Annotated in this window: 18 protein-coding genes; 13 read left to right on the top strand and 5 right to left on the bottom strand. The window is 66.2% G+C overall.

Going from position 1 to position 15,392, the window contains the following annotated elements:
* The first annotated feature begins 12 nt into the window (after positions 1-12).
* From BLR51_RS19495 to BLR51_RS19465, 7 genes are all read left to right on the top strand, one after another.
* Positions 13-1,173 (top strand): acyl-CoA dehydrogenase family protein, encoded by a 1,161-nt coding sequence (locus tag BLR51_RS19495; RefSeq protein ID WP_089850118.1) that lies wholly within the window; start codon positions 13-15, stop codon positions 1,171-1,173.
* 80 nt (positions 1,174-1,253) lie between these two features.
* On the top strand, positions 1,254-1,655 hold the full coding sequence (locus BLR51_RS19490; protein WP_089850116.1) for a hotdog family protein: 402 nt from the start codon (positions 1,254-1,256) through the stop codon (positions 1,653-1,655).
* Positions 1,648-2,082 carry a MaoC family dehydratase gene (locus BLR51_RS19485; RefSeq protein ID WP_089850114.1) on the top strand — a complete coding sequence of 145 codons (435 nt, stop codon included), beginning with the start codon at positions 1,648-1,650 and terminating at the stop codon, positions 2,080-2,082. Before BLR51_RS19490 ends, BLR51_RS19485 begins: the two co-directional genes overlap by 8 nt.
* On the top strand, positions 2,079-3,008 hold the full coding sequence (locus tag BLR51_RS19480) for a dihydrodipicolinate synthase family protein (RefSeq protein ID WP_089850112.1): 930 nt from the start codon (positions 2,079-2,081) through the stop codon (positions 3,006-3,008). The genes BLR51_RS19485 and BLR51_RS19480 overlap by 4 nt, the downstream gene beginning before the upstream one ends.
* Positions 3,008-3,928, top strand: a complete 921-nt coding sequence (locus tag BLR51_RS19475) for a dihydrodipicolinate synthase family protein (RefSeq protein WP_242656786.1) — start codon at positions 3,008-3,010, stop codon at positions 3,926-3,928. The genes BLR51_RS19480 and BLR51_RS19475 overlap by 1 nt, the downstream gene beginning before the upstream one ends.
* 5 nt (positions 3,929-3,933) lie before the next feature.
* Positions 3,934-4,212 (top strand): EthD domain-containing protein, encoded by a 279-nt coding sequence (locus tag BLR51_RS19470; RefSeq protein WP_089850108.1) that lies wholly within the window; start codon positions 3,934-3,936, stop codon positions 4,210-4,212.
* Positions 4,213-4,223: 11 nt separating this feature from the next.
* The gene (locus BLR51_RS19465) at positions 4,224-5,174 is read left to right on the top strand and encodes a LysR family transcriptional regulator (RefSeq protein WP_242656785.1); all 951 of its coding nucleotides are present in this window, start codon (positions 4,224-4,226) and stop codon (positions 5,172-5,174) included.
* Here the strand turns inward: BLR51_RS19465 and BLR51_RS19460 are convergent.
* Entirely contained in the window at positions 5,143-5,901 is a 759-nt protein-coding gene (locus tag BLR51_RS19460; protein WP_242656784.1) for an HpcH/HpaI aldolase family protein, read from the bottom strand. The genes BLR51_RS19465 and BLR51_RS19460 overlap by 32 nt on opposite strands.
* 332 nt (positions 5,902-6,233) lie before the next feature.
* Here BLR51_RS19460 and BLR51_RS19455 point away from each other — a divergent pair, with 332 nt between their 5' ends.
* The 4 genes from BLR51_RS19455 (at position 6,234) to hydA (ending at position 10,507) form a co-directional block, all read left to right on the top strand.
* Positions 6,234-6,746: a TRAP transporter small permease gene (locus BLR51_RS19455; protein WP_242656783.1), complete on the top strand. Its 513-nt coding sequence runs from the start codon at positions 6,234-6,236 to the stop codon at positions 6,744-6,746.
* A complete protein-coding gene (locus BLR51_RS19450) occupies positions 6,743-8,020 on the top strand; it encodes a TRAP transporter large permease (RefSeq protein ID WP_089850104.1) in 1,278 nt (425 codons plus the stop codon). The genes BLR51_RS19455 and BLR51_RS19450 overlap by 4 nt, the downstream gene beginning before the upstream one ends.
* Positions 8,021-8,046: 26 nt before the next feature.
* Positions 8,047-9,012, top strand: coding sequence for a TRAP transporter substrate-binding protein (locus BLR51_RS19445; protein WP_089850101.1), 966 nt, complete (start codon positions 8,047-8,049; stop codon positions 9,010-9,012).
* A gap of 76 nt (positions 9,013-9,088) precedes the next feature.
* A complete protein-coding gene (gene hydA, locus BLR51_RS19440; RefSeq protein WP_089850099.1) occupies positions 9,089-10,507 on the top strand; it encodes a dihydropyrimidinase in 1,419 nt (472 codons plus the stop codon).
* Between the two features lie 117 nt (positions 10,508-10,624).
* Here the strand turns inward: hydA and BLR51_RS19435 are convergent, their stop codons facing one another.
* The 4 genes from BLR51_RS19435 to BLR51_RS19420 form a co-directional block, all read right to left on the bottom strand.
* Positions 10,625-11,287 (bottom strand): GntR family transcriptional regulator, encoded by a 663-nt coding sequence (locus BLR51_RS19435; RefSeq protein ID WP_165616884.1) that lies wholly within the window; start codon positions 11,285-11,287, stop codon positions 10,625-10,627.
* Positions 11,288-11,302: 15 nt separating this feature from the next.
* The gene (locus tag BLR51_RS19430; protein WP_089850095.1) at positions 11,303-11,746 is read right to left on the bottom strand and encodes a MaoC family dehydratase; all 444 of its coding nucleotides are present in this window, start codon (positions 11,744-11,746) and stop codon (positions 11,303-11,305) included.
* A complete protein-coding gene (locus BLR51_RS19425; RefSeq protein ID WP_089850093.1) occupies positions 11,743-12,885 on the bottom strand; it encodes an acyl-CoA dehydrogenase family protein in 1,143 nt (380 codons plus the stop codon). The genes BLR51_RS19430 and BLR51_RS19425 overlap by 4 nt, the downstream gene beginning before the upstream one ends.
* Before the next feature lie 66 nt (positions 12,886-12,951).
* Positions 12,952-13,317: a tautomerase family protein gene (locus tag BLR51_RS19420; RefSeq protein ID WP_089850091.1), complete on the bottom strand. Its 366-nt coding sequence runs from the start codon at positions 13,315-13,317 to the stop codon at positions 12,952-12,954.
* A 132-nt stretch (positions 13,318-13,449) separates the two neighbouring features.
* Here BLR51_RS19420 and dapA point away from each other — a divergent pair, with 132 nt between their 5' ends.
* Complete coding sequence (gene dapA / locus BLR51_RS19415) at positions 13,450-14,328, top strand: 4-hydroxy-tetrahydrodipicolinate synthase (protein ID WP_089850089.1); 879 nt, start codon at positions 13,450-13,452, stop codon at positions 14,326-14,328.
* A 62-nt stretch (positions 14,329-14,390) separates the two neighbouring features.
* Positions 14,391-15,365, top strand: a complete 975-nt coding sequence (locus tag BLR51_RS19410; RefSeq protein ID WP_089850087.1) for a TRAP transporter substrate-binding protein — start codon at positions 14,391-14,393, stop codon at positions 15,363-15,365.
* Positions 15,366-15,392 lie beyond the last annotated feature (27 nt).

Here is a 15,392-nt window from a genome sequence, read left to right as displayed (position 1 = left end):
GGAGCAGGACAGATGGATTTCACGATCTCGGACGAGATGAAAATGGTGACCGAGGCGGTGGGCCGCTTCGTGCGCGAAAAGGTCCAGCCGCTGGAGACGGTCACCGAAGAAACCGGTCAGATCCCGCCCGAGGCGCTGGCCGCCCTCAAGGCCGAGGCGCAGGCGCTGGGCTTCTATGCGCTCAACATGAGCGAGGCGGCAGGCGGCGGCGGGCTGGGGGTGCTCGACATGTGTCTGGTCGAGGAACAGCTGGGCCAGACCTCCGACGCGCTGATCCGGCGCATCTTCGGGCAGGTCTATCCGATGCTGGACGCGCTGACCGGCGATCTGCGCGAGCGCTATCTTTATCCCACCGTCCGCGGCGACAAGATCTGCGCCATGGCCATCACCGAACCCGGGGCCGGATCGGATGCCGCCGCGATCAGGACTCATGCCCGGCTCGACGGGGACCACTGGGTGCTGAATGGCACCAAACATTTCATCTCGGATGGTGACATCGCGGATTACACCATCGTCATGGCGGTGACCGATGCCGAAAAGCGCGCCCGGGGCGGCATCACCCTGTTTCTGGTGGACCGTGACACGCCCGGCTTCCGCGTCACCCGCACCCAGAAGATGATGGGCCATCGCGGCTATGGCCATGCCGAACTGACCTTCGACGAGGTGCGCGTGCCCAAGTTGCAGGTGCTGGGCGAGGTGGGGCAGGGCTTCCGGGTGATGATGGCCAATGTCGGCGGCATCCGGCTTGGCCATATCGGCGCCCGTGCCGTGGGCATGGCGTCGCGCGTGCTCGACATGATGCGCGACCATGCCGCCACGCGCCAGCAGTTCGGTCAGCCCATCGGCGACTTCCAGATGGTGCAGCAGATGATCGCCGACAGCGCGATGGAGATCTTCGCGACCCGCATGATGGTGCTCAACACCGCATGGGAGGTGGATCAGGGGCTCGACCCGCGCGACAAGGTGTCGATGGTCAAGGTGCAGGCCTCGGAAATGCTGGGCCGGGTCGCGGATCGCGGCATCCAGATCTTCGGCGGCTACGGCTTCACCAAGGAACTGCCGCTGGAACGCATCTACCGCGACGCCCGTGTCACCCGCATCTATGACGGCACCTCCGAAGTGCACCGCATGCTGATCGCCCGCTCGATCATCAAACGCGGCCTCACGCTCTGAGCCTGCCCTTCATCTTGCCCCTAAACTCCGGGGGTGCGGGGGCTGGCCCCCGCTGCCGCCCCTCCAGCTGAAAGCGCGACATGACCCAGCCCCGTCCCGAACCCGGCCAGTCCCTGACCTTCCGCAAGACGCTCAGCGTGGCCGAGCAGGGGTTTTTCACCGGCATCTCCGGCAATCTTGGCGGGCTTTACGTCGACCGCAGGCAGGCGCAGGCGCAGGGCCTGTCCGACATGGCGGTGTTCGAACTGGTGGCGGGGGCGCTTTTCACCACAGCACTCGGGCGGCTGGCGGGGCCGGACTGGCGGATTGGCGCGATCTCCTTCCGCTTTGCCCGCGCGCTGACGCTTGGCGAGACGCTCGCCGCCACCGCCACGGTCGGCGCCACCAACGGCACGCTCACCTTTCAGCTTTCGGGCCATGTGCAGGATGCGCAGGTGATCGAGGGCGAGGCGCGCATGGTCCCGGTGGCCCCCGATGTATGACATCCGCCAGATTGACGAGCTCTCCGTGGGCGACCGGGTCTCGGTCGCCAAGACCATCACCGAAGCCGATGGCGCCATGTATATCGCCGCCACCGGCGATTTTGGCCCGGTGCATGTGGATCAGGACTATGCCGCAGGCACCCGCTTTGGCGAAAGGCTGGCGCCGGGGATCCTCGTGGCGGGCATCTGCACCTCGGTGCTGACCGCCGAACTGGTGGGCACGCTTGGCGTGTCGATCCGTGACAGTTTCTGGTTCACTGGCGCCGTGCGCTATGGCGACACCGTCACCTTCGACATCTGGATCTCGGCCCGCGATGTGGAAAACCGCACGGTGGACTGGCAGGCCTCCGCCCGCAACGAAGACGGCATCGAGGTGCTGCGCGCCGATGCCACGCTGAAATTCCCCCGAAAGAGAGGCACATCATGACCCTGACCGGCAAGGATCTGCGCGGCATCACGGTGGCCACCGTGCTGCCCTTCGACGACAGCGGCGCCATCGACTGGGATGGCTATGCCGCCGTTCTGGACCATTGCGCCCGCCCCGAAACCACCAGCTGCGTCTTCGTCAACGGCCATGCCGGCGAGGCGACGGCGCTCAGCGATGCCGAGCGCGCCGAGGTGATCCGCCGCACCCGCGACCAGATCGGCGCGGGCCGTCCGCTGCTGGCGGGCGTGGTGCCCACCGGCATTCCCGACGCGCTGCGTCAGGCCGAAGCCGCGCGCGCGGCAGGGGCCGATGTCGCGGTGATCTTCCCCGCCGAGGCGCTGGGCGGCGGCAATGCCAGCACTCCCGCCGCCGTGCGGATGTATGAACTGCTGGCGCGCGAGCTGCAGATGCCGCTGTCGCATTTCCAGTTTCCCATCGCCTCCGGCTTTGGCCTGTCGACCCCGGTTCTGGCCGAAATCGCCCAGATCCCCGAAGTGATCGCGGTCAAGGAAGGCTCGGCCACGCTGCTGGCCTATGACGAGAACCGCCGCGCCATCAAGGCGGCGTCACCCGACACGGCGATGCTGCCCTCGAACTTCCACTGGTTCTTTGCGCAGGTGGCGCTGGGCGGTGATGGCATCCTGTCGGGGCTGGCGAGCCTTGTGCCGGGGCTGCTGGCCGATCTGTGGCGCGCGTCCGAGGCGATGGATCTGGCCGCCATGCGCGCCGCCAATGACCGGCTTTACCCGGTGGTGCGCGCCATCTACGGCCCCGCGCCGGTGATCGACATGCACAGCCGCATGAAGGACGGGCTGCAGATGATGGGGGTGATCCGCAACCCAAGCCCGCGCCTGCCGCTGCTGCCGCAGTCCGACGACATCCGCGAGGGCGTGCGCCGTGCGCTGATCGCGGCAGAGGTGCTGTGATGCGGGCCAAGCGCGGCGGGCTTTACGCCGCCACCATCACCCCGATGACCGAAAGCGGCGCGCTCGACCATGCCAGCCTTGAACGGCATCTGGCCTTGGTGCTGGCCGATCCGGGGCAGGCGGGGCTGCTGCTGAACGGCCATGCCGGCGAGGGCATTCACCTCAGCCGCACCGAGCAGGCCGAGGTGGTGCGGGTGGCGCGCGGCGTCGCGGGCCAGCGCCGCATCCTTGCCGCCGTCAGCGCCGAAAACACCGCTTTTGCCGTGGCGGATGCGCAGGCGGCGCTGGCGGCGGGGGCCGATGCGATCATGGTCTTTGCGCCCTTTTCATGGGCGCTGGGGGCCGATCCGCGTGCCATTCTGGCGCATCATCGCGGCATTGCCGAAGGCATCGGCGCGCCCGTCTACCTGTTTCAGGGATCGGTGGGGGCGGGGCGCACCGCCTATGCCCCCGACACCCTGCGCCGCCTGCTGGAGATCGACAGCGTCGCGGGCATCAAGGAAGGCAGCTGGGAGGTCAAATCCTACGAGACCACCCGCCGCATCGCGCGCGAGCTGCGCCCCGACGTGGCGGTCATGGCCTCGGGGGATGAACATCTGTTCCCCTGTTTCCTGATCGGCAGCGACGGCTCGGCGGTCAGCCTGTCGGCGCTGGTGCCCGAGCTGATCTCGGCGCTCGACGCCCATGTGACGGCGGGCCGCATCCCCGAGGCGCTGGAGGTGCACACCGCCCTTTTTGATCTGGCCCGCGTGGTCTATGGCGCGCCCGGGCATCTGGCGGCGGCCCGGCTCAAGGCCTGTCTGGCCGAGCTTGGCCGCATCGACAGCCCCGCCTGCCGCGCCCCCACGCCGCGCCTGCACAGCGACGAACTGGATGTGCTGATGGCGGCGCTGCGCCCCTGTCTGGATCTGATCGGATAAGCGCCATGCAGACCCATATCGTTTTTGTCGACATCGACCCGGAATTTGAGGCCGCCTTTGACGACTGGTATGAAAACCGTCATCTGCCCGACATTCTGGCCTGTCCCGGCTGGCTGGATGCGCGGCGCGAGAAATGTCTGGAAGGCGGGCCGCGCCATGTGGCGATCTACACGATCACCGGGCCCGAAGCCTATGAAACGCCGGAATTCGCTGCTATCAAAGGGTTCGGGCCGTTTAGCGACAAGGTGCGCAATTTCCGCCGCATCCGCCTGACGCAAAGCTGAAATCCGCCCGGATGGGAGCATCGATCATCGCGGACATGCTGAACCTGAGGCAGCTCGAAATCCTGCGGGCCGTGGTGCAGTATCGCACCACCGTGGGGGCTGCGGAACGGCTGGGCATGTCGCAGCCCTCCATCTCCAACACCATCCGCCACATCGAGACGGTCTTGGGCTTTCCGCTGTTCGAACGGGTCAGCAACCGGCTGGCCCCCACCGAAGAGGCGCTGATCCTGCTGGAGGAATCCGAGCCGCTGTTCCTGCTGCGCGACGCGGTGAACCAGCGGGCGGCGGATCTGCGGGCCGGACGGATCGGGCGGATCCGCGTCGCCTCCACTGCCGAGATCTCGGAGGCGGTGCTGCCCCGGGTCATCGCCGATTACGCGCGGGATTATCCGCGCATCCAGATCTCGCTGGAAACCCGCCCGCTCGACAGCGTGCTGCAGGTGGTGGAAAACGGCGTGGCGGATGTGGCCTTTGTCATCGCCGCCTATGAACGGCAGGCGCTGCATTACGAACTGGTGCATGATCTGCGCGCCGTCTGCCTGTGCGACGAAGCCGATCCGCTGGCGCGGCTGGAAGTGGTGACGCCAAAGGATCTGGCCGAACGTCCCATGGTCGGGCCGCAGGTCGCCAACCGCATCGGGCTGATGTTCGCCGACAGTTTCCGCGCCAACGGGCTGGATTACCGCCCCAGCATCGAAACGCGGTTCATGAATGCCGCCGCGCGCATCGTGCGCGAGGGCTGGGGCGTGGCGCTGGTCGACGAGCTGTCGGCCTTTACCGCCATGCGCCCCGGTCTGGTGGTGCGCCCCTATGGCCCCGATCTGCGCTTCGACCTGTCCGCGGCGCTGCCGCGCACCAAGACCCCGTCGCGGCAGACCCAGAGATTCATCAAGGCCTTCCGCGACAGGGTGGTGACCCGCATCGCCGAGGTCAGGGCCGCAAGCCAGCGTCCGCAGGGCTGAACGCGCGCAGCCGGTCCAGCAGCGCTGCACCGCCTTCGACGATCAGATTGGTGTCATTGGTGGCCACGACCACCCGCGCACCCAGCGCCAGCGCATGGCTGGGCAGCAGCGCGGCGGGCAGGCCCATCACCCCGAAGCCGCAGCCGTGATCCCGCGCCGCCCGCGCGATGCGGGTGAAGGCGGCCAGAACCTGCGGATGGTCAAGCTGTCCGCGCAGGCCCAGCCCGTCGGCCAGATCGTTGCTGCCGATCATCAGCAGGTCGATGCCCGGCGTGGCGGCGATCGCTTCCACCTCCGCCAGCGCGGCGGCGCTTTCGATCATGGCGATCACCTGCACGTCGCGTTCGGCGCTGGCGCACAGGTCGGCGGCGGGCACCACGCGGAAGTCGAGCGCGGGCAGGGGGCCGGGCAGGGCGCGCTGGCCCTTGGGCGCAAACCGGCAGGCCTGCGCGATCCGCGCGGCGTCGGACGCGCTGTCGACATGCGGCACGATGACCCCGGTGGCGCCGCAGTCCAGCACCCGCGCCAGATCGGGCGAGGCAGGCCCGGTGACGCGCCCCCAGACCGGCAGACCGGCGGCCTGTCCCACCGCCGCCGCCTGTCCCAAGGCATCAAGCCCGAGCGGGCCATGCTCCATGTCGATCACGACAAAATCGAATCCGGCGCCGCGCGCCAGAAGAACCGCCTCGGCCCGGCCCAGCAGGCACAGCGCCAGCCCGAGGGCCACCGGCGGAGGGTTTGTGAAGTGATCAGAAGTTGACCTAGCGTCCATGATATGCCTGTTTTTAGGGCGCCCGAAATCGGGCTCAGGACCAGCCTAGCGCGGAAATCTCGAGATTATTCGCGAAACCTGCGCATTAAATACTTCCCGTCCGCAAATTTATAGACCCTCGCCTTACGCGATGCGCCTTTGCCGATAACCTGATCAAAACAGGCCGGACTGCGGGAAAGATCGATCTGATCCCACCCTTCGGCCCACAACAAGGAGGTGCGTCCATGAAGTCCCGGACGTCCAGCGACTCTGCCGTAACAGGGTCAGAGCGCGCGGAACATCATATCATGGTCAGAGCGTTGGCACGGCTGCTCTGGATCGTCAGGCGGCTGGTGGATGGCGTGGCGCTGCTGCTGCTGACCTATATGGGCTGCGCGATCATGGCGCAGATCATCGGGCGCTATGTCTTCAACTACTCCATCGCATGGAGCGAAGAGACCGCCACCTTCGCGCAGGTCTGGCTGACGCTTCTGGGCGCGGGCATCGCCATGCGGCTCAACCAGCATGTCGGGGTCGATCTGCTGATCCGGCAGGCCCCGCTGCCGGTGCAGCGGCTGTGCAACACCGTATCCTTCCTGCTGGGCGTCTGGTTTCTGGGCGTTGTGGTGGTGGGATCGCTGTCGATGCTGGCCATCGGCTTCATCGTCAAATCCCCGGCGCTGCAGATCCCCATGGCCGTGCCTTACATGGCGCTGCCGGTGGGCTTTGGCTATTTCCTGCTGGAATTTGCCGTGACCAGCCTGCCGCGCATCCTGCAGCCCGAGGCCTCGCAGCCGCAGGCCGAGGAGGCTGTGGCATGATCTGGGCGGCGGGCGGCTTTCTTCTGCTTCTGGTCTCGGGCATTCCCATCGTGCTGGCGCTTGGCATCGCGGCGCTTCTGGCGATCGAGATGACCACCACCACGCCCGTGTCCATCGTGGCGCAGCGGGTCTATGGCGGCATCAGTTCCTTCACCCTGATGGCCATTCCCTTCTTCGTCGCCTCCGGCCTGCTGATGGAGGCAGGCGGCATCGCGCGGCGGTTCGTCAATCTGGCCAGCGCGCTGGTGGGCTGGATCACCGGCAGCCTGTATCTGGTGGCCATCGTCACCGGCACCGGGCTTGCCGCCATCTCCGGCTCGGGCTCCGCCGACACCGCCGCGATCAGCGCGGTGATGACGCCAGAGATGCGCAGGCGCCGCTATGACATCGACCTTGCCGCAGCGGTGATCGCCGCGTCGGGCTCGCTCGCCTCGATCATCCCGCCCTCCATCGTGATGATCGTCATCGCCATCACCGCCAACCAGTCCATCGGCGCGATGTTTCTGGGCGGCATCATCCCCGGCCTGCTGGTCATGGCGGGGCTGATGCTGGGCTGCTGGCTTTATGCCCGGCGCGGCGGCGAGGCCTATCGTGACCGCGATCCCTTCACCCTGCGGCGGCTGCGCGACGGCTTCATCGATGCGCTGCCCGGCCTGCTGGTGCCCGCCGTCATCCTTGGCGGCATCGTCGGCGGCGTCTTCACCGCGACCGAGGCCGCCTGTGTCGCGCTTTTCACCACGCTTTTTGTCACCATGGTGATCTACCGCGAGCTGAAGCCGCGCGATCTGCCGCGCATCCTGCTGCGTGCCATCAGCCTGTCGGCGACGGTGCTGATCATCGTGGCCACGGCTTCGGTCTTTACATGGATCATCGCCACGCAGGGCTTTCCGGCGCTGCTGCGCGACTGGCTGACCGGGATCACCGACAGTCCGGTGGTGTTCCTGCTGATCGTGAACCTGCTGCTGCTGGTGGTGGGCATGTTCATGGAAAGCATCTCTGCCGTGCTGATCCTGCTGCCGATCCTGCTGCCCATGGCGCAGGCCTTCGGCATCAATCCGGTGCAGTTCGGCATCATCACCGCGCTGAACCTGTCCATCGGGCTGATCACGCCGCCCTATGGCATCTGCCTCTACGTCGCGGCGACCGTGGCGGGACGGCGGATCGAACAGGTGTCGCGCCGCGTCTGGCTGCCGCTCCTGTGCATGCTGGGGGCGCTGATGCTGGTGACCTTCATTCCGGCGGTGTCGCTCTGGCTGCCGTCGGTGCTGCTGTAACCTCTCCCAGAAGAAAGAGAAACCTGATGTCCAACAGAGTGCTGACCACCCTTGCCGCGCTGACGGCCCTTGCCGCCAGCCCGGTGCTTGCCGCCGATGTCACGCTGAAGGTGGCCCATACCAATGCCGCAGGCGAAGTGCAGGACATGGGCCTGCAGAAGATGAAAGAGCTGCTGGAAGCCAAGACTGACGGCGCCGCCACGCTGGAAATCTATGCGGGCGGCCAGCTGGGCGACGAACAGCAGACGGTGGAAAGCGTCATGCTGGGCTCGCTCGACATGGGCATGACCTCGAACGCGATGCTGTCCAACTATGTCGAGGATTACAAGGTCTTCGATCTGCCCTTCCTCTTCCCGTCGATCCCGGCGCTGGGGGAAAAGGTTGATGCCAACTGGCAGATGATGAAAGACTCGGCCAATGGCGCGGGCTTCCAGCTGGTCGCGGTCTTCTCCTCGGGGATCCGCCATCTGATGACCGCCGAGCCGATCAACAGCATCGAGGATCTGGCGGGCATGAAAATCCGCACCATGCAGAACCCCGTGCATGTGGAGGCGTTCCGCGCCTATGGCGCCAATCCCACGCCGATGTCCTATTCCGAACTTTACGGCGCGCTGCAGTCGGGCGTGGTGGACGGGGCCGAAGGCGCCTCCACCGGCTATGACGGCATGAAATTCTACGAAGTGGCCCCCGCCTTCGCGCTGGTGGGCTGGCTCAACATGACCGCGCCGGTCACGATGCAGAAGGCCGCCTTCGACGCGCTGCCCGAAGACATCCGGACCGCGCTGATGGAGGCGGGCGCCGAGGCCGCGCAATGGCAGCGGCAATATGTCGTGGATCAGGAGGCGCCGCTGGTCGAAAGCTTCAAGGCGCATGGCGTGACGGTGACCGAACCCGACACCGCGCCCTTCATCGCCGCCTCGCAGCCGCTTTACGAGCAGGCCCTGACCACCGATGGCCAGAAGGCGCTGTTCACCGCCCTCACCGCCAACTGATCCGATCCCATCAAGGCCCGCGGCGGATCCCCGGATCCGCCGCGTCCTGCCGTTTCCGCTCCAAGGACATTCTCCCATGCTCGACACCGCCCTGCGCAACGCAGACATCGTCACCGCCGCTGACCGCATCCGCGCCCAGATCGGCATCCGCGACGGCCGCATCGTGACCATCGCCGAAGACGTGGGCCCGGCCCGCGAGGAAATCGACGCGACCGGCCTCCTGGCGCTGCCCGGCGGCATCGATGCCCATGTGCATCTGGCCCAGCATCAGGGCGGCGGCGTGGTCATGGCGGACGGGTTCGAAAGCGGCACGCGGTCTGCGGCGGCAGGCGGCACCACCACCGTCATGCCCTTTGCGCTGCAGCAGAAGGGCCAGTCGCTGCGCGAGGCGGTCAGCGCCTATCACGCCGAGGCCGAGGGCAAATGCCATGTCGACACCTCGTTCCACCTCATCATCACCGACCCCACGCCGCAGGTGCTGGGGCAGGAACTGCCCGCGCTGGTCAAGGCGGGCTACACCTCGTTCAAGGTCTTCATGACCTATGACGATATGGTACTGAACGACGCGCAGCTTCTGGATGTCTTCGACGTGGCGCGGCGGGAAAAGGCGCTGGTCATGGTCCATGCCGAAGGCTACGACGCCATCCGCTACATGGCCCGCAGGCTGGAAGAGGCGGGCAAAACCGCGCCCTATTACCACGCCGCCAGCCGCCCGCAGAGCACCGAACGCGAAGCCACCCACCGCGCCATCAGCCATGCCGAACTGACCGACGTGCCGATCTGCATCGTGCATGTCTCGGGGCGCGAGCCGATGGAACAGATCCAGTGGGCGAAACGGCGCGGCATGAATGTCTGGGCCGAAACCTGCCCGCAATATATCGCGCTCACCGCCGAGGATCTCAAAGGCCTCAACATGGATTTCGAGGGCGCAAAATACGTCTGCTCGCCGCCGCCGCGCGATGCCGACAGCCAGCGCGCGATCTGGGAGGGGCTGCGCGACGGCACCTTCGACATCTTCTCCTCGGATCACTGCCCGTTCCGCTTCGACGATCCGGAGGGCAAGGACGTGCCCGGCGCCCGCACCTCGTTCCGCTGGGTGCCGAACGGCATCCCGATCCCGGGCATCGAAACCCGCCTGCCGCTGCTGTTCTCCGAAGGCGTGTCGAAGGGCCGGATCAGCCTTGAACGCTTCGTGGCCCTGACCGCCACCAACCCGGCGAAGCTGTTTGGCCTTTATCCGCGCAAGGGCACCATCGCCGTGGGGGCCGATGCCGACATCACGCTCTGGGATCTGTCGCGCGAGGTGACGCTGTCGCAGCAGATCCTGCATCACGACTGCGACTACACGCCTTACGAGGGGCTTGCGGTGAAGGGCTGGCCGGTCCGCACCCTGCTGCGCGGCCAGACGATCTGCCTTGACGGCACCATCACCGGCAGCCCCGGCACGGGCCGCTACCTTGACCGCGCCACCAGCCAGGCCTTCCCGGCGGCCTGATCCCGGACAGGGGCGCGCCATCGCCGCGCGCCTTCATCTTGCCCCTAAACTCCGGGGGTGAATTGGCGCAAAGCGCCAAGAGGGGGCAGAGCCCCCTCCCTCCCATCCGCCCGCCGCTCAGCCTTCGGGCACGATGCGCGCCACCAGATCTTCCATCATCGCGGCGTTCTGCATGCGCAGGATGGCTTCGGCGGCGGTGGCATCCTGACGGCGCAGCGCGTCGATCAGCAGCTGCATTTCCTCGGCCATGACCCGCCGCCGCCCGGTGCCGTAGCCATAGCTGCGGCGGAAGGCAAAGATGGTGTCCCAGCCGCGCAGGAACACCCGCAGCGCCTCGCGGTTGCCGCCAAACTCCACCAGCCGGGCGTTGAAGCGGCGGTTGGTCTCGATGGCGGCCTCGTCCTCGCCCGCGGCCAGATGGGCGCGATACTCTGCCGCCAGCCGTTCCAGCTCGCGGATCCGCTCCAGCGTCAGCGCGTTCATGCCGCGCCGCACCGCAAAGATGCGCAGTTCGGTGTTCAGCTCGAAAAGGTCGGTGATATAGGCCCGGTCCAGCTGCCGCACGGTGGCACCGCGATTGGGCTCGATCTCCACCAGCCCCTCGCCCTCCAGCTTCCGCAGCGCCTCGCGCAGGGGCATGGTGGAAAACCCCAGCCGCTTGGCCAGTTCAGCGGTCTTCAGCCGGGCGCCGGGGCCGATGCGGCCCGACAGAATATCCTCGCGGATCAGGCGGGTGGCCTGATCGACGGAATTGAGCGTGGCATCGGTATCTTCGGTCATGGGGCGCAGCATGTGTCAGGGCGCCAGCCGGATCAAGGAGATGTGCTCGGCCGAGATCAGCAGATCCTCCTCGCCGCGCAGCAGGCGCACCGCTTCGGTGATGATCCCCGCCGGGCGCGAGCCGCTCTGCCGCTTGGCGGTGAACTCCATCTCCACCCGCACCACATCGCCCGCAAGGATGGGCCGGACAAACCGCACCTCGTTCCAGCCGAGCGAGGCGATGGAGCTTTCCTCGTAAAGCCGCAGTTCGGTCTTCAGCCCCTCCATCAGGGCCAGCCCGTAAAGCCCATGCGCGATGATCCCCGGAAAACCCTGCGCGCGGGCATAGGCGTCATCGGTATGCAGCGGATGGAAATCGCGGGTCAGGCGGCAGAAGGCGGCGATGTCCGCCGTCGTGATCTCGTGTTCCGGCGTGACATGGCGGGAACCCGTCGTCACGTCCTCATAATACAGGCTCATGCGTAAGCCCTCTGCACCTGACGCGCGATGATCATGCGCTGGATCTGGTTGGTGCCTTCGTAAATCTGGCTCAGCCGTACGTCGCGGAACAGCCGCTCCACCCGGTATTCCCGCGAATAGCCGTTGCCGCCATGGATCTGCAGCGCGTTCGAGATATGGATCTGCGCCATGTCGGTGGTGAACAGCTTCGCCTGCGCCGCTTCCAGCGCGATGGGATGGCCCGCATCGTAAAGCCGGGCGGCGTGATGGATCAGCAGGCGCGCGGCGGCGATGTCCTTGGCCATGTCGGCGATCATGAACTGCACCGCCTGATGCTCGAAGATCGGCTTGCCGAACTGGCGACGGTCCTGCGCATAGGCGAGCGCATCCTCCATCGCGGCCTGCGCCATCCCCAGCGCCATGGCCGACATCATCAGGCGCGAGAAATTGAAATTCTCCATCGCCATCTTGAAGGCGCCATGTTCCGGCCCGATGCGGTTGGTGACGGGCACCCGCACCTCGTCGAAGCTGACCATACACTCTGCCAGCCCGTGCATCCCCAGCAGATCCTCGGATTTGCCGCGCACCACGCCGGCACGGTCGGTCTCCACCAGAATGCAGGAAATGCCGCGATGCCCGGCCTCGGGGTCGGTCTTGGCAAAGACCATGATCACATCCGCGATCTGGCCGAAGGTGACCCATGCCTTGGTGCCGGTCAGGATGTAATCGTCGCCGTCGCGCCGCGCGGTGGTGCGCATCGCCGCCACGTCCGATCCGCAATCCGGCTCGGTCACGGCGGTGGCGGGAATCACCCGACCTTCAAGGATGCCGGGAATCAGCGCGTGATGCGCCGCCGAGCCGTGGTGATGCAGGAACAGCGCCGCCTCCACCGGGATGGCAAAGGCATTGCCCACAGCACCCGATCCGCGCGCGATCTCTTCCATCACGATGCAGGCGGCCATGGCGTCAAGCCCGACACCGCCTGCCGCCTCGGGCAGGGCCACGCCAAAAAGCCCCTGTTCCGCCAAGGCCTCATAGACGGCGCGCGGGAACACGTCGTCGCGGTCGATGGCGGCGGCGGCGGGGGCCACCACCGCGTCGCTAAGCTTGCGGGCCGTCTCGCGGACCATGCGCTGCTCGTCACTGTAGAACTGATCCAATGTGATCTCCGTTCGGTTGTTCGTGATCGTATCTGATCTTCAGCTATGCCGGGAGCGGCAGGCGGGTCAACCCGAGGCCATGCCACCATGGAAGGCATCCGCGGGGTCACGGTCGAAGAAATAGACGATCACCTGCTTCGGATCGGTGCCATAGGCGGCCACTGCGGCATCGGTAAGCGCGCGGGCCGCTTCTGCCTTGGCTTCGGGCGGGCGGGGGAAGGCATGGACCTTTATGAAGATGCGGAAGTTTTCAGCGCATTCGCCATATTTTCCGGCATGTCCGTAGGAATAGTGCGGCGCCGAAAAATAATAGCAGGTCACGATTTCCGGCTTGATTCCGAAGGCCTGACAGAGACCATCGGTCATGTCGCGGGTCGCAACCTCCCGTATTTCCTTGGCTGCGTCGCGGTCGATCACTTCGATGAAGGGCATGGGGCTCTCCTTGGGTCACGGGGGGATGTCGGGCGGGCGGGTTGGCCTGCCAGTTGACTCAGTATCCGATCAGATATTGGCTAAATGCAAGAAATTTGGATCGCACATGATCCTGGCCGGAAAGGACCGCATATGAGCTTCAGGGGCAGCTATACCGTCTGCGTCACCCCCTTTGATGCGGAAGGCCGCGTCGATCTGGACAGCCTGCGCCGCTATGTGGACTGGCAGATCGCCGAGGGCGTGCACGGGCTGATCCCCTTGGGCAGCACCGGCGAATTCCTGTCGCTGACCCGTGACGAACGCGCCGCCGTGGCGGAGACGGTCATCACCCAGACGGCGGGCCGGGTGCCGGTGCTGATCGGCACCGCCGCCGAATGGACCGACGAGGCGGTGGCGCTCAGCCGCGAGGCGGAAAGCCTTGGCGCCGATGGCGTGATGCTGGTGCCGCCCTATTACTCCTCCCCGACCGAGGCGGAGCTGGTCGCGCATTTCACCAAGGTGGCCGAGGCGCTGTCGATTCCGGTGATGCTTTACAACAACCCCTTCACCGCCAATGTGGATCTGAGCGCGGCACTGGTCGGGCGGCTGTCGCAGGTCGACAACATTTCCTACATCAAGGACACCTCGAAAAACGTCCACCGGGTCACCGAACTGCTGGAGGCCTGTCAGGGCCGGATGACGGTCTTTGCGGGCTATTATCCGTGGGAAAGCTATCTGGCCGGGGCCGAGGGCTACAGCTCTGTCATGTCGAACATCGCGCCGCGCCTGTCGGCCGACATGTTCACCCGCACCGTGGACGGATCGGGCGAGGGCCGCGCGATCTATCTGCGCTGCCTGCCGCTGATCAACGCGCTGGCGGGGGATCTGTATGTGTCGGCCACCAAGGCGGCCATGGGCATGGTCGGCCAGCCGATGGGCGATCCGCGTCCGCCGCGCCTGCCGCTGCCAGAGGCCAAGCGCGCCGAACTGCACGCCATTCTCACCGATCTCGGGCTGCTGGCGGAAGCCTGATCCCGGCCCCGCGCCGGGCCGAACACACCGCCCCAACAGAGAGCCATAAAGGAAAAGAAACGATGAAACTGACCAATCTCGCCCTGTGCCTTGCCATGGGAACCGCGCTTGTCACCCCCGCTTTCGCGCAGGAGGTGACGCTGAAGGCCAGCCATAACGCCAATGCCGACGAACCCTATGGCGTGGGCCTGCGGCACATGGCCGAGGTGCTGGAAGAGAAATCTGGCGGCAAGGCCACGATCTCTGTCTTCGACAACGCCCAGCTGGGCGACGAGATGGAAAGCATTCAGGGCACCCAGATGGGCACGGTGGACATCGCCGTGACCGCGAACGAGACGCTGGCCAATTTTGTGCCCGACCTCACGGTGTTTTCGCTGCCCTTCCTGTTCAAGGATGCCGAACAGATGGACCGCGCGCTGAGCGACGCGGCGGTGTTGGACGAGATGCAGACCGCGCTGGAGGCACAGGGCTTTCACCTGCTGGCGGTGTTTTCCGCAGGCACCCGCCACATCATGACCAAAAAGCCCATCGCCAGCATCGAGGACATCTCGGGGCTGAAAATCCGCACCATGCAGAACCCCGCGCATGTGGATACGTTCAAGGCCTTTGGCGCCAACCCGACTCCGCTGGCCTATACCGAGCTTTACGGCGCGCTGGAAACCGGCGTTGTGGACGGGGCAGAGGCCGCCAACACCAATTTCTACGCGCAGAAATTCTATGAGGTGGCCCCGGAATGGGCGGTGATCGGCTGGCTGGAACTGGTGGCGCCGGTCATCATGGGCAAGGCGGCCTATGACGCGCTGCCCGAGGACGTGAAGACCGCGCTGGACGAGGCAGGCATGGACGCGGGCAAGTTCCAGCGCAAGACTTATCTGGACAGCGACAATGCGCGCTTTGCCGATCTGGAAGCCGTGGGCGTGACCATCACCCGCCCCGATGACGCGCCGTTCCGCGCCGCAGCGGCCCCCATCTATGACCAGTATGTCATCACCGACACGCAGAAGAAGATCTTCGGGATGCTGAAATCGGTCGAGTGATCCCCGTTCGACCCGACTGTCCGGCCA

Source organism: Salipiger marinus (genome assembly GCF_900100085.1).
Taxonomy (GTDB): Bacteria; Pseudomonadota; Alphaproteobacteria; order Rhodobacterales; family Rhodobacteraceae; genus Salipiger; species Salipiger marinus.
Note: the sequence above shows the minus strand (reverse complement) of the source record. Positions and strands in the feature narration are given on the sequence as shown.